Below are 17,526 nucleotides of genomic sequence, written 5' to 3' on the forward strand. Positions count from 1 at the left end.
CGGGGACACACGGGATCAGGCGGGGAGGACCAGGCGGCGTTCGACGATGGCCCGGGCGACGTCGGCGAGGCGCTCCTGGTTCGACCGCGCGTACTGCCGCAGCAGTTCGAACGCCGCCTCGGTGTCGACCGAGTGCGTGTACGCGACGAAGCCCTTCGCCTGCTCGATCACGACCCGGCTGTCGAGGGCTCGCTGCAACTGCGCCTGCGTCAGCGCCGCGTGCTGCAAGGTCCGCTGCTGCAGGATGCTGATGGTCGCGACGTCGGTCAGGGCCTGAGCAGCCAAGGCATCGTCGCGGTTCAGCGCACCCTCGGTCTCGCGGAACAGGTTCAGCGACCCGAGCGTGGTGTCCCGCAACCGCATCGGGATCGCGTGCACCGACGCGTACCCCGACTCGGCGGACGCGGCCGCGAACGTCGGCCACCGGCGTTGCATCTCCGCCTGGTCACTGACGGACACCGGACGCCCGGTCGCGAAGCACTCCACGCACGGCCCTTCGCCAGCGTCGAGCTGCAGGAGTCCGACGAAGCTGGACCGTTCACTGGTCGACGCCACGACCTCGAGTTCCTGGTGCTGGTTGGCCAGCAGGATGCCGGCCGCCGAGGCGTCGAAGATGTCGACGACGCTGTCGACCAGGTTCTGCAGCAGGTCGACGACGTCGTACTCGTCGACGAGGGTGTCGGTCAGCGTGACGAAGGTGTCGATGAGCCGGCGCTCGCGGGTCGGTGCCATGGTGCGTGCTCCTCAGTTCTCGGAACCGTACGGCCGGGCGAGGTCGATGCGGCGAGCGATGACGTCGGTGGCGACGTCGCGGACGGTGCGTTCGGTGGCGAAGGCGTGCGCCTGCAGCACGAGGAGGGCGTCGGTGACGTCCACCCCGAGCTGTGCTGCGACCATGCCGGTCGCCTGGTGCACCTCTCGTCGGGAGTAGCGGCTGGTGCCCATGTCGGCACGACCGTCGGCGGCCGCAGCGAGCAGGGCACCACGGAGCACCCGACGGGCTGCGACCTCGGTGAGCTCCACGGCGCCGCGGATCTGCCCCACGGTCAGGGTGCGCTCGCTGTCCACGGACAGGTCGACGGCGCCGACGGGGATCGTCCCGATGCGCATCGGGAACGAGAACACCGCCCCGACCCCGGCGCGCAGGAGTTCCTCGAGCGCGAGGGGCCAGTCGGTGTTCGTCGTGCCGGACAGGTCGGACTCCAGGACCGGGCGGCGGGTCGTCAACGCCTGCCAGCACGGGCCCTCGCCGAGGTCGAACTGGATCTCGTCGATCCGCGCGGCGCGCGCGTCGCTCGCGCACACCGTCGCCGATCCGAGTGGGTTGCCGAGGGTGGAGATGCCGACCCCGGTCACGGGCAGCGTCGCCAGGAACGGCGGGCACATGTCGGTGCCGTCGGGTGCGGCCTGCAGTGCGGAGACTGCCGTCGTGAAGTCGTTCATCGCGAGGAAACCGTCCGGGTCCGTGAACGCGGGGCTGATCCGGCCCCCGCGTTGTGCAACGCTAGCGCAGTGCCCGGCGGGCGTCGCCCGCCGGGCACGTCGACCCGCGCGGACACGGTCAGCCCGCGCTGACGCGCGACGGCTCCGGCACGAAGTGGATCCGCTCCGCCGCCCGCGTGACCTCGCGGGCCCGGGCCGTGCGGTCGTCGAACTCGATGCGCGCTGCGTCACGGACCTGCTCCTTGTCGAACAACGACGCCCGGCTCACGACGTCGACGATCGTCGCGACCACCGTGGCGAGACCGCGTTCGAGCTGTCCGAGGTTCGTGTTGCCGATGACGAGACGCCGGTCCTGCACGTCGAGCGTGACGTCGGGGTAGCCGGCCGTCACGAGCTGCGCGTGTCCGTCGGCACCGCGCAGGCCGGCCATCTCGGCTGCGTCGGGTCGGCGGTTGAACACCGCCGGGACGTCGTAGTACTTCGCCGCCGTGGGCTTGCCGAGCTCGGTGGGCAGGCCGGAGGCCACCACACTCGTGAGCGCGAGCGGCGTCGAGGCCGCCTCGGACTGGTCCGTCATGATGACTCCCTTGGCGGATCCCCGCGGGAGCTCGAGAGGATCTCGGACTCGGTACGGCGACACCGTGGCGTCAGTGTGGGACCCGCGGATGTGAGCACTCCCAGCCGCGGCCCGACGCCGGGGCTCCACCACACCCCGGCGTCACCCTGCTCAGGCGAACTGCGCGTAGAACGTCGACGGGTCCTGCGACAGCGACGCCTTCACCGCGCTGCTCCACTCGTCGACGACGACCTCGGCCGCACCCCGCTCGACGCCGTCCAGCGCGGCCCGCGCCACGTCGGCCGGGTCGACCTTCGGCCCCTCGTAGCCGTCCATCATGTCCGTGTCCGCCGCCCCGAGGTGCAGCCCCTGCACGCTGATCCCCTTGCCGGCGAGCTCCAACCGGACCGCGTTCGTCAGGTTCCACTCGGCGGCCTTCGCCGCCGCGTACGCGCCGGATCCCGGGTAGACGAACCAGGACAGAGCGGACAGGACGTTCACGATGCCGCCGCCGCCGTTCCGCTCGATCACCGGTGCGAACGCCCGGATCATCGCGAGGTTCCCCCAGTAGTGCGTGTCCATCTCGCGGCGCGCATCGGTGAGGTCGTCGGTGAGCAGCGAGCCCGTCGTCGAGATGCCCGCGTTGTTCACGAGCAGGGTGACGTCGCCGGCGGCTGCGGCCGCCGCCTCGACCGACGCCGGGTCGGTGATGTCGAGCGGCAGCGCCACGACGCCCTCGATGTCCACGAGCTCGGGTCGGCGTGCGGTCGCGTAGACCTTGGTGGCGCCGCGCTCCAGCAGCTGCAGGGCGAAGCGGCGTCCGATGCCCCGGTTCGAGCCCGTGACGAGTGCGACCGATCCAGCGATGTCCATGGTGTCTCCTCCTGCCGCGCGGGTCTCTCCCGCAGCGGCTCGGTTACGCTAAGACCTCACATCCATGTCAGGGGCAAGCCCCGGATCGGAGACCGCATGCGGATCGGCGACCTCGCCGCAGAGACGGGCGCCAGCGTGCGCTCGCTGCGGTACTACGAAGAGCAGGGACTGCTCACCGCGTCGCGGACCACCAGCGGGCAGCGCGTCTACGACACCCCGGCGGTCGAGCGCGTCCAGCTCGTGCAGCAGCTGTTCGCCGCCGGCCTGCCGAGCCGCACCATCGTGCAGCTGTTGCCGTGCGTGGACAGCGGGCACGCGACGCCGGAGTCGTTCGCGCTGCTCGTGGCCGAGCGCGACCGGATCACGGCGCAGATGGCGGAGCTCGAGGCCGCGCGTGGCCGGCTCGACGAGGTCATCGCCATCAGCGAGCACCCGACTGCCGAGCACTGCCCGGCCCTGCGTGAGCCGACAGACGGAGCGGTCGCGGCCTGAGACGGAACGCCAGAACGGACGGGAGGCGCGGTGCGCGCCCGCCACATCCTCCCTCGCAGGCTCGGTCGGCGCACCCGCGCGACGCTTCGCGTCGCCGCCGAGCGGGTGCGCCCGTCCGCCACCTGGTCACGACCAGGGCAGCAGGGGCGGCGTCAGGGCTGGAACACCTGGATCTGGTCCAGCTCCGCGAAGCCCGTGCCCTTCGTGAAGGTCAGCGTGTTCGCGCCGGCCTTGAGGGTGACGGTCTTCTGCGCCCACCCGAAGCGCCCCCAGTTGACGGTCGGCGCGTAGCTGACCGTCCCGGCCGACGTTCCGTTGACGGCGAGCGCGTGCGTGCTCGTCGCCCCGGTGCCGTTGTCGTACCGGACGTTGACGGTGTACGTCCCCGCGGTCGCCGCCTGCACCGTGAACTGCACGGAGCTGGTCGCGTTGTTGATGTTGCCGACCTTCGCACCGCCGACGGCGTCGGCCTGGGTGACCGTGCTCGTGTCGCTCCGCACCGCCGACTCGGCCTCGTACCGCAGCGCGTTGATCGGGATCGACCCGACCCGCACGTCGTTGTAGGTCGTCGTCAGGTTCTCGACGTTCGTCGCCTGGTAGAGCGTCTTGCCGTCCGCGCTCGAGTCGAAGCCCTGGGCGAAGCCGCTGAACGTGCCACCTTCGGCGTCGCGGGCGTCGTACGTGACCGCGTAGGGCAGCTGCTCCCACGAGCCGGAGCCCTGGTTGCGGTTGACGACGAAGTTCTGCCCGCCGTCGATGTTGCCGGCGCTGTCGAGCGACCACTTCGACGACACCACGATCATGCCGTTCGCGTTGCCCGTCGTCGGGACCCAGCGGACTTCGGGCGAGGAACCGACCCCGCGGCCGTCGGGCAGTGCGATCTTCGTGCCGATGCTCGTCTCCGGGCTCCAGGTCAACCCGTCGGGCGAGGTCTTGAAGTACACCGGCGCCGTGTTGTTCGTCTGGCTCGGTCGGTTGACGACCTCGAACGTCGCCACGTAGTTGCCGTTCGGGATCCGGGTGACCGTGATCATGCCGGGCCGGTCACTCTTGTTCGTCGGCGCCGAGACGTTCACCAGGCCACCCCAGGTGAGACCGCCGTCCGTCGACCGTCGGTAGCTGACGGCCTGCAGGACGTTGTTCGCCTTCTGCCGCTCGTCGGAGAAGTACGTCACGAGGCCGCCGTTGGCGTCGACCGCGACGGACGGCTCCCAGACCGTCGAGGTGGTGGACGTCGGACTCGGGTCGTAGGTGGCGGGACCGCCGGTGTCGACGGTGCTCACGAACGACCAGGTGAGACCGTGGTCGAGGCTCTTGTACATGACCAGACGGCTGCTCGACCGGTCGGTCGGCATGATCATGCCGCTCAGCAGCAGGGTGCCGGCGGGCATGGTGCCGAGCTGGATCGGGGTCTCGTACAGCGAGGGCTGGGCGGTGCGGGTGAGCGTCGGGAACTGCGTGCTCGGCTTCACGGTGGCGACGCGGCTCCACGAGGTGCCGTTGTCGGTGCTGCGGTAGATCGGGTAGACCTGCACGCCGTTCTCGAGCACGAGCTGGTCGAAGGTGACGAACTGCTGGCCGTTCGCCGAGCCGCTGTTCTTCAGGACGATGTTCTTGGCGTAGGTCGTGCCGGCAGCACGTCCGCCCTCGGGGTTGAAGGCGGTGCCCGCTGCCGGCGAGTACACGAGGGCTCCGTTGCCAGTCGTGACCGCCTGGGCGGGAGCGGGGCCGGTGACACCGGCGACGAGGGCCGCCGCAGCAGCGGCAGCGGTGACGACGAGCGCGAGCGTTCGGCGTCGACGAGGCGCCGGAGCGGCGCCGAGGCGGAGGGACATGGTGCTCCGTTCGGTTGGTGGTGCAGTGGTGGTGCGCGGAGACGGACGGGAGGCGCGGGACCGACCCGACCCGCGCCTCCCGTCCTCAGGTGGTCGCCGACAGGGCCGCTGCCACGGCTCGTTCCTGCCGCGCATGCGCGGCGAAGGCGTCGGCGACCGGGTTGCGACGGCGGTCGAGCCCGCCGTCGCCGTCTTCGACGAGGTCGAAGAGGCCCATCGTGAGCAGGTGCTCCTGGCGGGGTGCGTCCGTGTGCCGCCAGGTCCACTCGTACATGTCGAACAGCGGCCACCAGGTGTACCCGACCACCGGGACGCCCTCGGCACGGAGCTCGTGCACGGCGGCCACGGAATCGTCGAGCCAGCCGATGCGTTCGTCGACGGACCCGGTGACGCACGTCTCGGTCAGCATGACCGGGGCGCCGTACCGCTCGGCGTACGTCGTCAGCACGTCGCGGAGCCCCTCGGCCCCCGTGTCCCGGCACGGACGCGGGTCGGCGAAGCCGCCGCCGTGGTGGACGCCGGCCTCGAAGACCTCGGTGGAGTGCAGGGGGTAGTAGTTGACGCCCATCACGTCCGGCCGGACCGCGTGCTGGCGGAACCAGTCCAGGTCAGCGTCGGTGACCCCGCCGGAGCGCAGCCGTCCGACGAGCGGGTGGTGGTCGTCGACCCCGCCGGTCACGAGGTCCTCGACCAGGAACGTCTGGGCGCGGAGCCGCGCCACGGTGGCGCGGTGCTCGGGGGCATCGACGTCGCCGACGTACCGGATGCCGGCGTCGACGTGCACGAAGGTGGCGGCGTCTCCGAGTTCACGGGCGATCGCGTGCTGGGTGGAGACGAACCCCTTCGCCAGCGCCGAGGCGATCCGGGCAGAACCCTCGGCACCGGTCAGGTACGGGGGCCAGTACCCGTACTCACCCGAGAACAGGGCGTGGATGACGGGCTCGTTGACGGGCGTGTAGTCGGTCGCGGCGTCGCCGTACCGGGCGGCGAACCGGGCGGCGTACTCCGTGACGTGCGCCGGGTAGTCGGGGTTCGCGAACTGACCGTCGAGCCAGAGCGGTGTGCCGTAGTGCAGCAGGTCGATGACGGGCCGCAGGCTGGTCTCACGGAAGCGCTGCATGACACCGTCGACCCACGACCAGTCCCACACACCGGGCTCCGGGGCGACCCGGTACCAGGGCACGCCCCAGCGGAGCAGCTCGGCGCCGACGTCGACCGCCAGGCCGAGATCGGCGGCGTACTGCCGGTAGTGGTCGGTGAGTTCGTACTCGTCGATGGGGCGCTCGCCCGGACGGGCCTGCGGGACGAAGGTGTCCTCGATGCCCAGGGCGAAGTGCAGCCGTCCGTCGTCGGACCAGTGCATGGTGTCTCGTTTCGTGGTGGGCGCGTCCCCGAGGGGACCGCGCGGGGTCGTCGTCACTTGAGCCCGGTGCTGGCGACGCTCTCGATGAAGCGGCGTTGCACGAGCAGGAACATGACGGCTAGGGGCAGCACGGCGATCAGGGCGCCGGCCATCATCACGCCCTGCGGGATGATGCCGCCGGGTCCGGTCAGCAGGGTCAGCCCCGAGGTGATGGTCCCCATGTCCTGGTCCGTGGTGAACACCAGCGGCCAGAGCAGGTCGTTCCAGTTGTTGACGAAGGTGAAGATGCCGAGGGTGAGCAGTGCCGGTACGGCGTTCGGCAGGATGATGCTCCGGAAGATCCGCCACTCGGACGCACCGTCGATGCGCGCCGCGTTGTCGAGGTCGCGGGGGAGCGACACGAAGAACTGCCGGAGGAAGAAGATGCCGAAGGCGTCCGCCGCCCGCGGTGCGATGAGACCGGCGAAGGTGTTCACCCACCCGAGGTCGGACACGAGCTGGTAGATCGGGATCAGCGTGGCCTGGAACGGGATCATCAGGCTGGCGATGATCACGATGAGCAGGACCTTGCTGCCCCGGAAGTCGAGCCGGGCCAGCGCGTAGGCGGCGAGCGCGTCGAACGCCAGCGCGAACACGGTCACCCCGCCGGCGAAGGCGAAGCTGTTCAGGATGAGCCGGCCGAACGGCAACTGCGTGAAGATCGCCCGGAAGTTGTCGAGCGTCCACGAGTGCGGGAACAGCGTCGGCGGGTAGGCGTTCACCTCGCTCGCCGGCTTGAACGCCGTGAACACGATGACGAGCACGGGGAGCAGCACCGCGAGGGTGACGATGAGCACCGCGGCGAAGCCGAGCCAGCGCATCGAGGGTGGGCGACGGGCCACGGTCCTGCGCCGGACCGCGGTGGCCGGACGGGGGAGTGCGGTCATGATGCGGTGTCCTCTCCGCGCTTGCCGAAGAACAGGAACTGCACGAGGCTCAGCAGCAGGGTCGCGATGAGCAGCACGTAGGCCAGTGCGGACGCGAAGCCGAGGTCGAGGTCCTTGAACCCGGACTGGTAGATCTGCATGACGATCGTCTCGGTGGACCGGTACGGCCCGCCGCCGGTCAGGACGTAGATCTGGTCGAACGCCTGCAGTGCGGCGATGAGCGCGACGATGACGACGAACGCCATGGTGTTGCTGAGCATCGGGAACGTCACGTTCGCGAACCGCTGGCGGCCGTTCGCGCCGTCCAGCTGCGCCGCCTCGTACAGGCTGGTCGGGATCTCCTGCAGCCCCGCGAGGAAGATGACCATGTAGAAACCGAAGTTCTTCCAGACCGCGACGAGCACCACGGTCGGCATCGCCAGGGCCGGGTCCTGCAGGACGTTGCCGAGCCGGATGCCGCCCACCTGGAGCCAGTGGTTCAGCAGGCCGATCTGCGGGTCGAGCAGGTACGACCACGCGAACGCGGCGACCGCCAGGGACACGATGAACGGCAGGAACAGCGCCGAGCGGAAGAAGCCGCGGAACGGCAACGCCGGGTGGTTGAGCGCCAGGGCCAGCACCAGCGCCACGGCGATCGCGACCGGGGTGAACAGCACCGAGTACAGCGCCGTGTTGCCGATCGAGCGGACCACGTCCGGGTCGGTGAAGACCCGGACGTAGTTCGCGAAGCCGACCCAGCTCGGGTCACCGAAGCCGCTGGCGTCCGTGAAGGACAGCCGCAGTGCCGAGAGCATCGGCCAGAGGACGAACGCCCCGAGGATGACGATCGCGGGTGCGAGGAAGCCGACGACGGTCGCACGGCGGCGGAAGGTCCCGTTCAGGGGCGTCCGGCCGCCGAGCTGTCCCGGGGGACGGTACCGACGGCGTCGGCCGAGTTGCTGCGTGGTCATCGTGGTCCTCTACTTCAGGGCTGACTGCACGTCGGTGTCGGCGGTGCCGAGGAGCGACTCCGGGTCGCCGCCCGCGATCGACTTCTGCGTTGCGGTGTCGAGCGCGGTGAGCACGTCACCGCTGTTCACGACGCCCGGGAGGAGCGGGATCGTCGTGCCGGGCAGACCGGTCAGTGCCGCGACGGTGGGGTTCGCGTCGACGTCGGCGGCGGTCACGTCGGTGCGCAGGGACGGCCAACCCGACCCGAGCGCCCACTTGGTCGCGACGTTCTTCTCGTTGAAGTACCGCAGGAAGTCCTCGGCAGCGGCCTGCTTCGGGTCGTCGGTCTGTGCGGTCACGCCGAGCGAGATGCCGATGGCGGAGGCCACCTGCGCCTTCGGCCCGGCCGGGATCGCGGCGATGCCGTAGTCGATGTCGGACGCCTTCGCGACGCCGGCCATCCACGGGCCGCCGATCTCCATGGCGGTCTTGCCGGCGGTGAAGAGCTTGTCGGCCGCGATGCCGTCGACACCGGTCGGCGAGATCTTGTCCTGCCGGATCGCCTTCGCCCAGTACTCGAGCGTCTCGACGTTCGCAGCGGAGTCGATGGTCGACTTCGTGCCGGCGTCGTTCGTGATCGAGCCGCCGTTGCCGGCGAACAGGCTGGGCCAGATGCCGTTGCCGACCGTCTGGTGGTCCGGCAGCACGAGCCCGTACTGCTCCGGGGTGCCGTCGCCGTTCTCGTCCTTCGTCAGCTTCTTCGCGTCGGCGACCCACTCGTCCCACGTCGTCGGGAACGCGTCGATGCCGGCCTCGGCGAAGAGCTTCTTGTTGTAGATCACGGACAGGGGCACGAAGCCACTCGGGACGCCGTACTCCTTGCCGTCGACCTGCTCCATCGCGACGGCCTGCTCCTTGAGCTCGCCGGTGTTGCTGGTGTCGTCGTCGTAGAAGTCGCTCAGGTCGACGAGGGCCTTCTTCTCGGCGTAGACGGGCAGTCGGTCCGAGGTCATCGCGACGATGTCCGGGCCCTTCTTCGCCGTCAGCGCGGGGAGCATCGTGTCGTCGATGACCGCCCACGTCTTCGTCTGGGTCGTGATCGTGACCTTGTCCTGCGACTCGTTGAAGTCCTTGACGATGCCGTCGAGGACCTTGCCGTCGGCCTCGGTGTACCCGTGCCAGAACGTCAGGTCGACGTGGGCGTTCGCGGACGATCCGGGGGAGCCGGCGCATCCGGCCAGGGAGATCGCCGCCGCTGTTGCGAGCGCGACGACCGCGATGTGCTTCTTCATCGAAAACCTGCCATCCGTCCCGCACTTCGGTGTGCGGGACCTCGTCCATGCCGGATTTACACCGGTGTAAATCTGGACAGTAGTCCGTGCTCGACGGGCAGGTCAAGACCTCAGGCGGAGACCGTGCGTTCCGCGGCGACGGGCGCCGACGACGCCCGCACGACCAGGGCATGCGGCGAGCGCAGTACGCCCGGACCGACGGCCGCGTCCTCCTCGAGCTGCTCGACGAGGACCCCGACCGCCGTCGCCGCAACCCGGTCCAGGTCGGCCGACACCGTGGTCAGCGCGGGCGTCGCGTACGCCGACTCCTCGATGTCGTCGAAGCCGACGACCGCGACGTCGTCCGGCACGGTCCGACCGGCGAGCTGCAACGCGCTCATCGCCCCGAGCGCCAGGGCGTCGTTGCAGCAGACGATCCCGTCGACCTCGACGCCGGAGTCGAGCAGCGCCCGCGCCGCCGCTGCCCCCTCGGCCCGGTGCCAGAGCGCCGTGGGCACGACGAGTTCGGGTCGGAACGCCACGCCCTGCTCGGCGAGCGCCTCGCGGTACCCGCGGAGCCGCTCCTGCGCCGTCCGTACCGGCCCCGACGGTTCGGAACCGATGAAGGCGATCGAACGACGGCCCGCGTCGAGCAGGTGCGCCGTCGCGTCGTGCAGCGCGTCCGCGTTCGACATCGTGATGAACGTGACCGGGCTGTCCGGGATCGGCTCGCCGAGCACCACGAGGGGGAACTTCACCTCGAGCGCAGGAGCATCGCTCGACCGCACCGTCAGCGGGCTGTAGATGATGCCGTCGATCGAGTGTTCGCGCATCCGGGTGATCGCGTCCGCCTCGCGCACGCCGCTCGCGGTCTGCTCGATGAGCACCGTGTAGCCCACGGCACCGGCGGCGCGGATGACGGCGTCGGCGAGCTCGGCGAAGTACGCCTGCCGTAGCTCCGGCACCGCCAGGCCGATGACCTTCGACCGGCCGGCGCGGAAGTTCCGGGCCGAGACGTTGAGCTCGTAGCCGAGTTCGTCCACCGCGGCCATCACCCGGTCGTGGGTGCGGGCGGAGACGTGCTCGTAGCCGGAGAGGACGTTCGAGACGGTCTTCTTCGAGACGCCGGCGACGGCTGCGACGTCACTCATCGTGGGGGGCGAGCGGTGTCCCTGGGCCATCCGCGCTCCCCTCTCGCGTCCGGAATGCGTTGGGCAGGAACCTACCGCACCAGCGTGGTGCGGCCCGGACGTGTCGGTCCGGTCACGGCTGGCGGGCCCTGGGCGGCGTCCACGCCGGAGCTGCGTCCACTGCGTCGCCGATGCTCCGCGCGATGACCCCGAGCTGCCGCGTCTGGGTTTCGGTGAGCGTGTCGAACACCAGGCGCTCGACCAGGGCATGGTGCGCGGGCGTCGACTCGAGGACCTTGCCGTGCCCGTCATCCGTCAAGACCGCGAGGGTGAAGCGGCCGTCCGTCGGGTCGACCACACGGCGCACCCACCCCTTCGCCTCGAGCCGAGTCACCGCGCGGGACAGTCGTGAGAGCGTCGAGCTCGCGTACCCGGCGAGCGTGCTCATCCGCAGGGTCCTGTCCGGCGCGGCGTCGAGGGCGGTGAGGACCCCGAGTTCGAAGTGCGTGAGGCCACTGTCTCGTTGGAGTTGGGCGTCCAGGGCGACCGGGAGCCGTTCGAGCATCGTCGCCACGGCTGCCCAGATCTCGAGTCGTTCGCCGCGCAGGCCGTGTGGTTCATCGGGCGGTGCCATCACGGCATCGTACGTCCGGTGACTTGCCTGAGCAAGTAAACGGACGTACGGTGACTTGCTCAGGCAAGTCACCGGGTCGAGTGACGCGAGACGACGAAGGAGGATCCATGGACCTGCAACTCCGAGGCAGAACGGCGTTCATCAGCGGATCGACGCAGGGCATCGGGTACGCGATCGCCTCCGCACTCGCGGCCGAGGGCATGCGCGTGATCGTCAACGGCCGGGAGGACGCCCGGGTCGAAGCAACCGTCGATCGCCTGCGGCGTGACCAGCCGGGAACCACGGTGTCCGGCATCGCGGCCGACTTCGGAGACCCGGGCGACGTCACCCGACTGCTCGGGTCCCTCGACGACGTCGACGTCCTCGTCAACAACGTCGGACTCTTCGGCCTCGCCACCTTCGAGTCGATCGCCGACGAGGACTGGTCCCGGTACTTCGAGGTCAACGTGATGAGCGGGGTCCGCCTGTCGCGGCACCTGCTCGGCGGGATGCTCGAACGCGGGTGGGGTCGCATCGTGTTCATCGGGAGCGAGTCCGGCGTGAACGTCCCCGCGGACATGGTGCACTACGGCGTGACCAAGGCCGCGGTGATCGCGCTCGCGAACGGACTCGCGAAGCAGACACGTGGGACCTCGGTCACGATCAACACCGTCCTCGGCGGTCCCACGTACTCCGACGGTGTCGCGACGACGGTCGAGGCGATCGCCGAGGCGCAGGCTCTTCCGGTCGAGGCGATGCAGGCCGCGATCATCGGTCAGAACCGGACCAGCCTGCTCGAGCGCTTCATCGACCCTGCCGAGATCGCGGCGCTCGTCACCTACCTCGCGAGCCCGCTGTCCTCCGCGACGAACGGCGCCGCGATCCGGGCTGACGGCGGCGTCCTGACCGGGCTCCTGTAGGTGGCACGTCAGCCGAGGTGTGCGTAGTCCGGCAGGTCGATCGCGTCGGCCGGTGGCGTGAAGAACCGGTCGCCGAGCCGACCGATGAACGGGGTGGAGGCGACCCGAACCGCAGCACCGAACGCGGCGATCCCGAGCCGGCTCTTCGGGTTCGCGACCCGCGGCACCCCCGGCGGCAGCTGCTGCGCCTGGGTGACGTACGGCCGCATGATGCGCTCGTAGCCCCGGAATGCATCGCGGTGGTCGACGTGGGCGGCGAGTTCACCGGCCAACACGTACGCCCCGGTGAGCGACAGGCTCGTGCCCATGCCACTGACCGGTGAGGCGCAGTAGGCGGCGTCGCCGACGAGCGCGACCCGACCCTCGGACCACCGCGGCGCACGGACCTGCCCGATCGACTCGGAGTACAGGTCGTCAGCGGCGTCGATGCCCGCGAGCACACGACGTGCTTCCCAGCCGGCATCGGCGAAGACCTCGTGCAGTCGTCGGCGCTGCTCCTCGATCGACCGTCGCTCGGAGCCGGCGCGCTCCCGTGTCCGATCGGTCACGAACGACAGCGTCGCCCGGATCGTGCCGTGCGGGTCCGGACGGAGGGTGACCGACCGACCACCCGGTGCGTTGTACCAGCGCCACCAGTCGTCGTCGGCATCGGTGCGGGCGATCGTCGCGTAGGAGGTCTCGAGGCCGAGCGACCGGATCTCGGGCTCGTCGCCGAAGACCAGTCGCCGGGTGCTCGACCCGATGCCGTCCGCCGCCACCACCAGGTCGAACCGCTCGTCGGCGGCGTGCTCGAACTGCACGGTCACGCCGTCGCCGGCGCCGTCGTTGTCCGCGATGCCGGTGATGCGGTCGCCGAACCGGTACTCGGTGGTGTCGGTGGTCCGGCCGACCAGCAGCTGCGCGAGGTCACCGCGCAGGATCTCGAGCTCCGCGGTGGCGCCGCCCGAGTCCGTGGTTCCGGCCGGGAACTCCGCGATGACCGAACCGGAGCGGCCGATGAACCGCGTACCGACCTCACCGGTCGTGGCGGCACGGATGTCGTCCTCGATCCCCATCCGCCGCGAGACCTCGCGCCCGGCGCCCCGCACGTCGACGTTCTGGCCGCCGGTCCGGAGCTCCGGCGCGCGCTCGACGATCGTCGTGTCGTAGCCGTACCGGTGCAGCCAGTAGGCCAGGGCGGGTCCGGCGATGCTCGCACCGGAGATGAGGACGCGCTTGCGGTCGGTCGACATGTTGCCTCGAATCTTGATTACCAATGAGATTGGCAATCTACACGACTACCATCGACCTCGTGCCGCACGACGAACCGACAGCGCCCACCGACGGACGACGAGACCGCGACGCCCGGAGCGACCGCGACGATCGACGCGACCGCGAAGCCGCCCGTCGCGACGGACGACCGCTGCCCGACGACGACATCCGCGCCCGGGTCCAACAGGTCGGGGTCCGCCAGCAGCGCTTCGAGCGACACCTGGCCCGGGCACTCGACGTCGACGCGGCCGGGCTCGAGGCGATGGACCACCTCATCACCCACGGACGGTCCACCCCGACCGAGCTCGCGCGGCGACTGGAGATCTCCACCGCCGCCATGACCCTCGTGCTCAACCGACTCGAGTCCGCCGGCCACGTCACGCGCGAGCGGCACCCCAGCGACGGCCGGAAGCTCGTGGTCACCGCAGCCGAGCGGTCGTCCGATCGTGCGTACGACCTGGTGCTGCCGCTGATCGAGGGGATCGAGGACGTCGTCGCCGACATGGACGACAGCGAGCGCGCCACGGTGCAGGCGTTCCTCGACCGCCTGATCGGGATCTACGACGACGCGATGGACTGATCAGTCGACTCCGTCGGGTGACCACGGTCGCTCACCGAGGCTCCACCGCGCCATCGCCTCGACCTGTGCCTTCGCGCTCTCCAGGCTCGTGTGGTCGCCGAAGACCTCGCCCGACCACCCACGGACCTCGTACCGGTTCGTGAAGACGACTGTTCCGATGTGGGACCGGCCGGAGCGGGCTTCCCACCGGCCGACCTCGAGCGCGGTCCAGCTCGTCGGGTCGTGCTGGTGTGGGAGATCGGTCTGCGAGGAGGACATGGCGTTTCCGGTCGGCATCGGACGAAGAGATCGTGCCGGCAGCCGGGGGCCTGGGTCACCTGCGGTCGACGGTAGTCCCCGGCCGACACAACGGCTCAGGTTCGTCCGCCGGTCTGTGCGATCAGTGCGCCACGCGCGTGAACGTGCGGTGCACGACCCCCGACGTCGACGCGACCGTCTCGACGTCGAAGCGCTCCTCGATCCCCTCGAGTCCGTCCCAGAGCCGCTCGCCGCGGCCGAGCACGATCGGCACCTCGACCAGGTGCAGGTGGTCGACGAGGTCGGCCTGCAGGAACTCGCGGACGGTCTCGACCCCGCCGCCGATCCGGACGTCCCGGCCCGGTGCGGCCTGGCGGGCGAGCTCGAGCGCTTCCGCCGGGGTCGCGTCGACGAAGTGGAAGGTCGTCCCGCCCGCCATCTCGAGGGGCTCGCGCGGGTGGTGGGTGAGCACGAACACGGGCGTGTGGAACGGCGGTTCGTCGCCCCACCACCCGGTCCAGCCGTCGTCGGGCCACGGTCCGCGCTGGGGTCCGAACTTGTTCCGCCCCATGATCTCGACACCGATCTCCGGTCCCCAGGCGCGAGCGAACTCGTCGTCGACATCGGTGGTCCCGCCGGACGCTCCTTGCATCGCGCGGAAGGTGGCCGTGGCGGCGAACCACCCCATGAGTCGGCCGTCGGCGTGCCCGAACGGCCGGTCGATCGACTGGTCGGCTCCGGCACCGTACCCGTCGAGCGAGATTGCGAAGTTGTGGACCCTGACCGTCGACATGGTGCTCCTGTCCTGCTTCAGAGGGTGATGCCCGTCGCCGTCGCCAGGGCGCCGACGAGTTGGCGGCGGAACTGCGGGTCAGCGACCGCCTGGTGCGGCTCCTGCCGCTGTCCGTGGAACCAGTAACCGCCGCTGAGGGTTGCGTCGGGGTCGGTCACGAGGGCCTCTTGGGTGCGGTGCCCGAGCTCGAGGTCGTCCGACGCCCCCGCGCCGCCCATCTTGGTCGGGACCCAACCCGGGTCGACGGCGTTGCTCAGGACGCCGGGCCGGCGCTCGGCGACCTCGGCGGCGAGCGCGGTCACGAAGAGCTTGGTGTCCGAGTAGGTGTTCGTCTCCGCGGTGCCGTCCCAGTCGACGCCATCCAGGCGGGGCCGGCCGCCGCGGTGCATCCCACTGCTCAGGTACACGTGCCGGGTCGGCGCGTGGAGCAGCGCGGTGAACAGGTACGGCGCGACGACGTTGACCGGGATCAGCGCACGGCCGGAGATCACGCCGGCGTTGTGCACGACCGCGTCGATCGGGTCGCCAGCGTCGAGGTCGCGCGCGGCGGCGATCACGGCCTCGCGGTCGGACAGGTCGGCGACGACGAGCGTGGCACCACGGTCGAGCAGGTCGGCGACTGCCTCCGCCCGTGCCGTGCTGCGGGCGTGCACGACGACGTCGTGCCCGTCACGCAACAGGGTGTCGGCGGTCGCCCGCCCGAGGCCGTCGGTCGATCCGGTGACGAGGATGCGGGACATGCGTTCATCATGCGCCGGGTGGCGGGGGCGTGTGCGGCAGGTGGACCAACAGCGGGGCGGACGGGAGGCGCGGGGCGGGCCCGCACCGCGCCTCCCGTCCGTCTCGGCCCGGCCACACGGCTGCAGTACGGTCGCAGCATGAGCAGCTTCCTCGACCCCGCGGACGCCGTCGCCGTCGGCGACGCGACGATCGTGCCGGACGCGACGCGTCCGGTCGCAGCGGTCGTCACGGGTGACGACGTGCGGTGGGTGACGTGGCCAGACGCCCCGTTGCCCGACGGTGCGGTCGACGACGTCCGCGTCCTGACGACCACGGATGGCGCGTGGATCGTCTACGGGTCGAACGGTGACGGTGACGACGCGGTGTCCCGGTCCGCCGTCCACGTCACGCCGACCGGTGTGACGTGCGCGGTCGAGCTCGGGGATCGTCGGCCGCACGGTGCCGATGTTGACGGGTTGTGGATCGGTGACCCGCGACCAGCGTCGATGTGGGACGGCGAGGACGACGACGTGGACGTCGATGCGGATGCCGGTGGCTCCGACGACTCCGACGACGCCGACGCCGACGCCGACGCCGACGCCGACGATCCGCTCGACGGCGTCGACCCCGAGACCCTGCCGTGGGCGCCGGCCGAGCCGTTCTGGCCGACACCAGAGGAGTGGGCGGCGACGCTCGAGACCGAGGCCGCCGCCGAGCACGATCACGACGACCCGGAACTGCTCGACGACGAGGACGACGGTGGCCCGTACACCTGGAGCATCGGCTTCGGCGACGAGTCCGACGGCTTCGTCCCGTCGATGGAGCCACTCGCCGACCCGGGTCCGCCATTGCCCACCCCGGCAACCGACCTGGTGCTCGTGCGGCCGGACGGCAGTCGCGCGACGATCGCCGTCGACCACCTGGTCGAGGGCGTCGGTCGCGAGGGCTCGGTGCTGACCGTCCGGTACGCGCCAACCGGACCCCGGCGGACTCCGGACTCCGCGGGCGGGCTGGACTACACGTACCAGTACCGCGAGGTCGACGTCGACCTCTCCGATGGCCTGCCGACCACCATCACCACCGATGCCCTGCCGGCGCGGACGGTGGACGAGGACGAGGACGAATCGTCGTGGGAGGCCGAGGAAGCACGGCTCGAAGCGGCTCGCGCCCCGTGGATCGAGCGGCTCGACCTCACCGGGGTCGAGGGCGCCCGGTGGCCGCTCCACGACACGGATGACTCGACGAAGGCGCAGGCGGTCGCCGCACTCGTCGGGGTGTTCGAGTCGCTGGCCGAGCCGGGCATCCTGTGGACCCGCGAGCACCCGGAGCCCCGCCGTGCGGCGAGCGCCTACCGGGCCGTCGAGGTCGTCGTCGAGGGGGAGTGGCCGGCGACCGAGGTGGTCGTGTCGTTCGAGCACAGCGACGTGCCGTACCTGCGGCTCCGTCGGCGCTACCGGGTGTTCGACGACGCCGGCCACGTCGAGGACTGGACGTACGTGACGGTGTACCTCGAGGAGGACATCGCGACCCGGGACATCCCTGCGCGTGACGCCGCCGTGGACGGCGTCCTCGACATCTGACGGATCGCGCCCG

The 17,526-nt window shown here is 70.6% G+C and carries 19 protein-coding genes; 4 read left to right on the plus strand and 15 right to left on the minus strand.

What is annotated here, in order from left to right; translation table 11 throughout:
- Nucleotides 1-15: 15 nt before the first annotated feature.
- The 4 genes from EDF33_RS02400 to EDF33_RS02415 form a co-directional block, all read right to left on the minus strand.
- Nucleotides 16-732: a GAF and ANTAR domain-containing protein gene (locus tag EDF33_RS02400; RefSeq protein WP_123339354.1), complete on the minus strand. Its 717-nt coding sequence runs from the start codon at nucleotides 730-732 to the stop codon at nucleotides 16-18.
- 12 nt (nucleotides 733-744) lie between these two features.
- Nucleotides 745-1,443: a GAF and ANTAR domain-containing protein gene (locus EDF33_RS02405; RefSeq protein WP_132099207.1), complete on the minus strand. Its 699-nt coding sequence runs from the start codon at nucleotides 1,441-1,443 to the stop codon at nucleotides 745-747.
- A gap of 118 nt (nucleotides 1,444-1,561) precedes the next feature.
- Nucleotides 1,562-2,020, minus strand: coding sequence for a hypothetical protein (locus EDF33_RS02410; RefSeq protein ID WP_123339352.1), 459 nt, complete (start codon nucleotides 2,018-2,020; stop codon nucleotides 1,562-1,564).
- Between the two features lie 150 nt (nucleotides 2,021-2,170).
- Nucleotides 2,171-2,872, minus strand: coding sequence for an SDR family oxidoreductase (locus EDF33_RS02415; protein WP_132099208.1), 702 nt, complete (start codon nucleotides 2,870-2,872; stop codon nucleotides 2,171-2,173).
- Nucleotides 2,873-2,968: 96 nt separating this feature from the next.
- On the opposite strand from EDF33_RS02415, the gene EDF33_RS02420 reads away from it, so the two are divergent.
- Nucleotides 2,969-3,364: a MerR family transcriptional regulator gene (locus EDF33_RS02420; protein WP_132099209.1), complete on the plus strand. Its 396-nt coding sequence runs from the start codon at nucleotides 2,969-2,971 to the stop codon at nucleotides 3,362-3,364.
- Between the two features lie 152 nt (nucleotides 3,365-3,516).
- Here EDF33_RS02420 and EDF33_RS02425 read toward each other — a convergent pair whose 3' ends face one another.
- From EDF33_RS02425 to EDF33_RS02455, 7 genes are all read right to left on the minus strand, one after another.
- Complete coding sequence (locus EDF33_RS02425; protein ID WP_132099210.1) at nucleotides 3,517-5,199, minus strand: CBM35 domain-containing protein; 1,683 nt, start codon at nucleotides 5,197-5,199, stop codon at nucleotides 3,517-3,519.
- A gap of 85 nt (nucleotides 5,200-5,284) precedes the next feature.
- Nucleotides 5,285-6,562, minus strand: coding sequence for a family 1 glycosylhydrolase (locus tag EDF33_RS02430; protein WP_132099211.1), 1,278 nt, complete (start codon nucleotides 6,560-6,562; stop codon nucleotides 5,285-5,287).
- Nucleotides 6,563-6,615: 53 nt separating this feature from the next.
- Nucleotides 6,616-7,488: a carbohydrate ABC transporter permease gene (locus EDF33_RS02435; protein ID WP_132099212.1), complete on the minus strand. Its 873-nt coding sequence runs from the start codon at nucleotides 7,486-7,488 to the stop codon at nucleotides 6,616-6,618.
- Nucleotides 7,485-8,438 carry a sugar ABC transporter permease gene (locus EDF33_RS02440; RefSeq protein ID WP_132099213.1) on the minus strand — a complete coding sequence of 318 codons (954 nt, stop codon included), beginning with the start codon at nucleotides 8,436-8,438 and terminating at the stop codon, nucleotides 7,485-7,487. Before EDF33_RS02440 ends, EDF33_RS02435 begins: the two co-directional genes overlap by 4 nt.
- A gap of 9 nt (nucleotides 8,439-8,447) precedes the next feature.
- A complete protein-coding gene (locus EDF33_RS02445) occupies nucleotides 8,448-9,710 on the minus strand; it encodes an ABC transporter substrate-binding protein (RefSeq protein WP_123937085.1) in 1,263 nt (420 codons plus the stop codon).
- Nucleotides 9,711-9,820: 110 nt separating this feature from the next.
- Nucleotides 9,821-10,840, minus strand: coding sequence for a LacI family DNA-binding transcriptional regulator (locus EDF33_RS02450; protein ID WP_165918695.1), 1,020 nt, complete (start codon nucleotides 10,838-10,840; stop codon nucleotides 9,821-9,823).
- 112 nt (nucleotides 10,841-10,952) lie between these two features.
- Nucleotides 10,953-11,453 carry a MarR family transcriptional regulator gene (locus EDF33_RS02455; protein WP_132099214.1) on the minus strand — a complete coding sequence of 167 codons (501 nt, stop codon included), beginning with the start codon at nucleotides 11,451-11,453 and terminating at the stop codon, nucleotides 10,953-10,955.
- A 107-nt stretch (nucleotides 11,454-11,560) separates the two neighbouring features.
- Here EDF33_RS02455 and EDF33_RS02460 point away from each other — a divergent pair, with 107 nt between their 5' ends.
- On the plus strand, nucleotides 11,561-12,352 hold the full coding sequence (locus tag EDF33_RS02460; RefSeq protein WP_132099215.1) for an SDR family NAD(P)-dependent oxidoreductase: 792 nt from the start codon (nucleotides 11,561-11,563) through the stop codon (nucleotides 12,350-12,352).
- Between the two features lie 8 nt (nucleotides 12,353-12,360).
- Here the strand turns inward: EDF33_RS02460 and EDF33_RS02465 are convergent, their stop codons facing one another.
- Nucleotides 12,361-13,584, minus strand: coding sequence for an FAD-dependent monooxygenase (locus EDF33_RS02465; RefSeq protein ID WP_132099216.1), 1,224 nt, complete (start codon nucleotides 13,582-13,584; stop codon nucleotides 12,361-12,363).
- A 59-nt stretch (nucleotides 13,585-13,643) separates the two neighbouring features.
- Between EDF33_RS02465 and EDF33_RS02470 the strand changes: the two genes are divergently transcribed.
- Complete coding sequence (locus tag EDF33_RS02470) at nucleotides 13,644-14,183, plus strand: MarR family transcriptional regulator (protein ID WP_243692333.1); 540 nt, start codon at nucleotides 13,644-13,646, stop codon at nucleotides 14,181-14,183.
- Here EDF33_RS02470 and EDF33_RS02475 read toward each other — a convergent pair whose 3' ends face one another.
- From EDF33_RS02475 to EDF33_RS02485, 3 genes are all read right to left on the minus strand, one after another.
- The gene (locus EDF33_RS02475; RefSeq protein WP_131920855.1) at nucleotides 14,184-14,441 is read right to left on the minus strand and encodes a hypothetical protein; all 258 of its coding nucleotides are present in this window, start codon (nucleotides 14,439-14,441) and stop codon (nucleotides 14,184-14,186) included.
- A 121-nt stretch (nucleotides 14,442-14,562) separates the two neighbouring features.
- Nucleotides 14,563-15,213 carry a dihydrofolate reductase family protein gene (locus EDF33_RS02480; protein WP_132099218.1) on the minus strand — a complete coding sequence of 217 codons (651 nt, stop codon included), beginning with the start codon at nucleotides 15,211-15,213 and terminating at the stop codon, nucleotides 14,563-14,565.
- A gap of 17 nt (nucleotides 15,214-15,230) precedes the next feature.
- A complete protein-coding gene (locus EDF33_RS02485) occupies nucleotides 15,231-15,953 on the minus strand; it encodes an SDR family NAD(P)-dependent oxidoreductase (protein ID WP_132099219.1) in 723 nt (240 codons plus the stop codon).
- A gap of 138 nt (nucleotides 15,954-16,091) precedes the next feature.
- Here EDF33_RS02485 and EDF33_RS20040 point away from each other — a divergent pair, with 138 nt between their 5' ends.
- The gene (locus EDF33_RS20040; protein WP_165918696.1) at nucleotides 16,092-17,513 is read left to right on the plus strand and encodes a hypothetical protein; all 1,422 of its coding nucleotides are present in this window, start codon (nucleotides 16,092-16,094) and stop codon (nucleotides 17,511-17,513) included.
- Nucleotides 17,514-17,526: the final 13 nt, after the last annotated feature.

It is taken from the genome of Curtobacterium sp. PhB146 (assembly GCF_004342995.1).
Lineage (GTDB): Bacteria > Actinomycetota > Actinomycetes > Actinomycetales > Microbacteriaceae > Curtobacterium.

Bases quoted from the DNA above. Each gene is read 5' to 3' on its own strand.
- EDF33_RS02475 (WP_131920855.1), bottom strand. From the start codon at position 14,441: ATGTCCTCCTCGCAGACCGATCTCCCACACCAGCACGACCCGACGAGC.
- EDF33_RS02455 (WP_132099214.1), bottom strand. From the start codon at position 11,453: ATGGCACCGCCCGATGAACCACACGGCCTGCGCGGCGAACGACTCGAG.
- EDF33_RS02485 (WP_132099219.1), bottom strand. From the start codon at position 15,953: ATGTCCCGCATCCTCGTCACCGGATCGACCGACGGCCTCGGGCGGGCG.
- EDF33_RS20040 (WP_165918696.1), top strand. From the start codon at position 16,092: ATGAGCAGCTTCCTCGACCCCGCGGACGCCGTCGCCGTCGGCGACGCG.
- EDF33_RS02440 (WP_132099213.1), bottom strand. From the start codon at position 8,438: ATGACCACGCAGCAACTCGGCCGACGCCGTCGGTACCGTCCCCCGGGA.
- EDF33_RS02420 (WP_132099209.1), top strand. From the start codon at position 2,969: ATGCGGATCGGCGACCTCGCCGCAGAGACGGGCGCCAGCGTGCGCTCG.
- EDF33_RS02425 (WP_132099210.1), bottom strand. From the start codon at position 5,199: ATGTCCCTCCGCCTCGGCGCCGCTCCGGCGCCTCGTCGACGCCGAACG.
- EDF33_RS02400 (WP_123339354.1), bottom strand. From the start codon at position 732: ATGGCACCGACCCGCGAGCGCCGGCTCATCGACACCTTCGTCACGCTG.
- EDF33_RS02480 (WP_132099218.1), bottom strand. From the start codon at position 15,213: ATGTCGACGGTCAGGGTCCACAACTTCGCAATCTCGCTCGACGGGTAC.
- EDF33_RS02405 (WP_132099207.1), bottom strand. From the start codon at position 1,443: ATGAACGACTTCACGACGGCAGTCTCCGCACTGCAGGCCGCACCCGAC.
- EDF33_RS02465 (WP_132099216.1), bottom strand. From the start codon at position 13,584: ATGTCGACCGACCGCAAGCGCGTCCTCATCTCCGGTGCGAGCATCGCC.
- EDF33_RS02445 (WP_123937085.1), bottom strand. From the start codon at position 9,710: ATGAAGAAGCACATCGCGGTCGTCGCGCTCGCAACAGCGGCGGCGATC.
- EDF33_RS02435 (WP_132099212.1), bottom strand. From the start codon at position 7,488: ATGACCGCACTCCCCCGTCCGGCCACCGCGGTCCGGCGCAGGACCGTG.
- EDF33_RS02450 (WP_165918695.1), bottom strand. From the start codon at position 10,840: ATGAGTGACGTCGCAGCCGTCGCCGGCGTCTCGAAGAAGACCGTCTCG.
- EDF33_RS02430 (WP_132099211.1), bottom strand. From the start codon at position 6,562: ATGCACTGGTCCGACGACGGACGGCTGCACTTCGCCCTGGGCATCGAG.
- EDF33_RS02410 (WP_123339352.1), bottom strand. From the start codon at position 2,020: ATGACGGACCAGTCCGAGGCGGCCTCGACGCCGCTCGCGCTCACGAGT.
- EDF33_RS02460 (WP_132099215.1), top strand. From the start codon at position 11,561: ATGGACCTGCAACTCCGAGGCAGAACGGCGTTCATCAGCGGATCGACG.
- EDF33_RS02415 (WP_132099208.1), bottom strand. From the start codon at position 2,872: ATGGACATCGCTGGATCGGTCGCACTCGTCACGGGCTCGAACCGGGGC.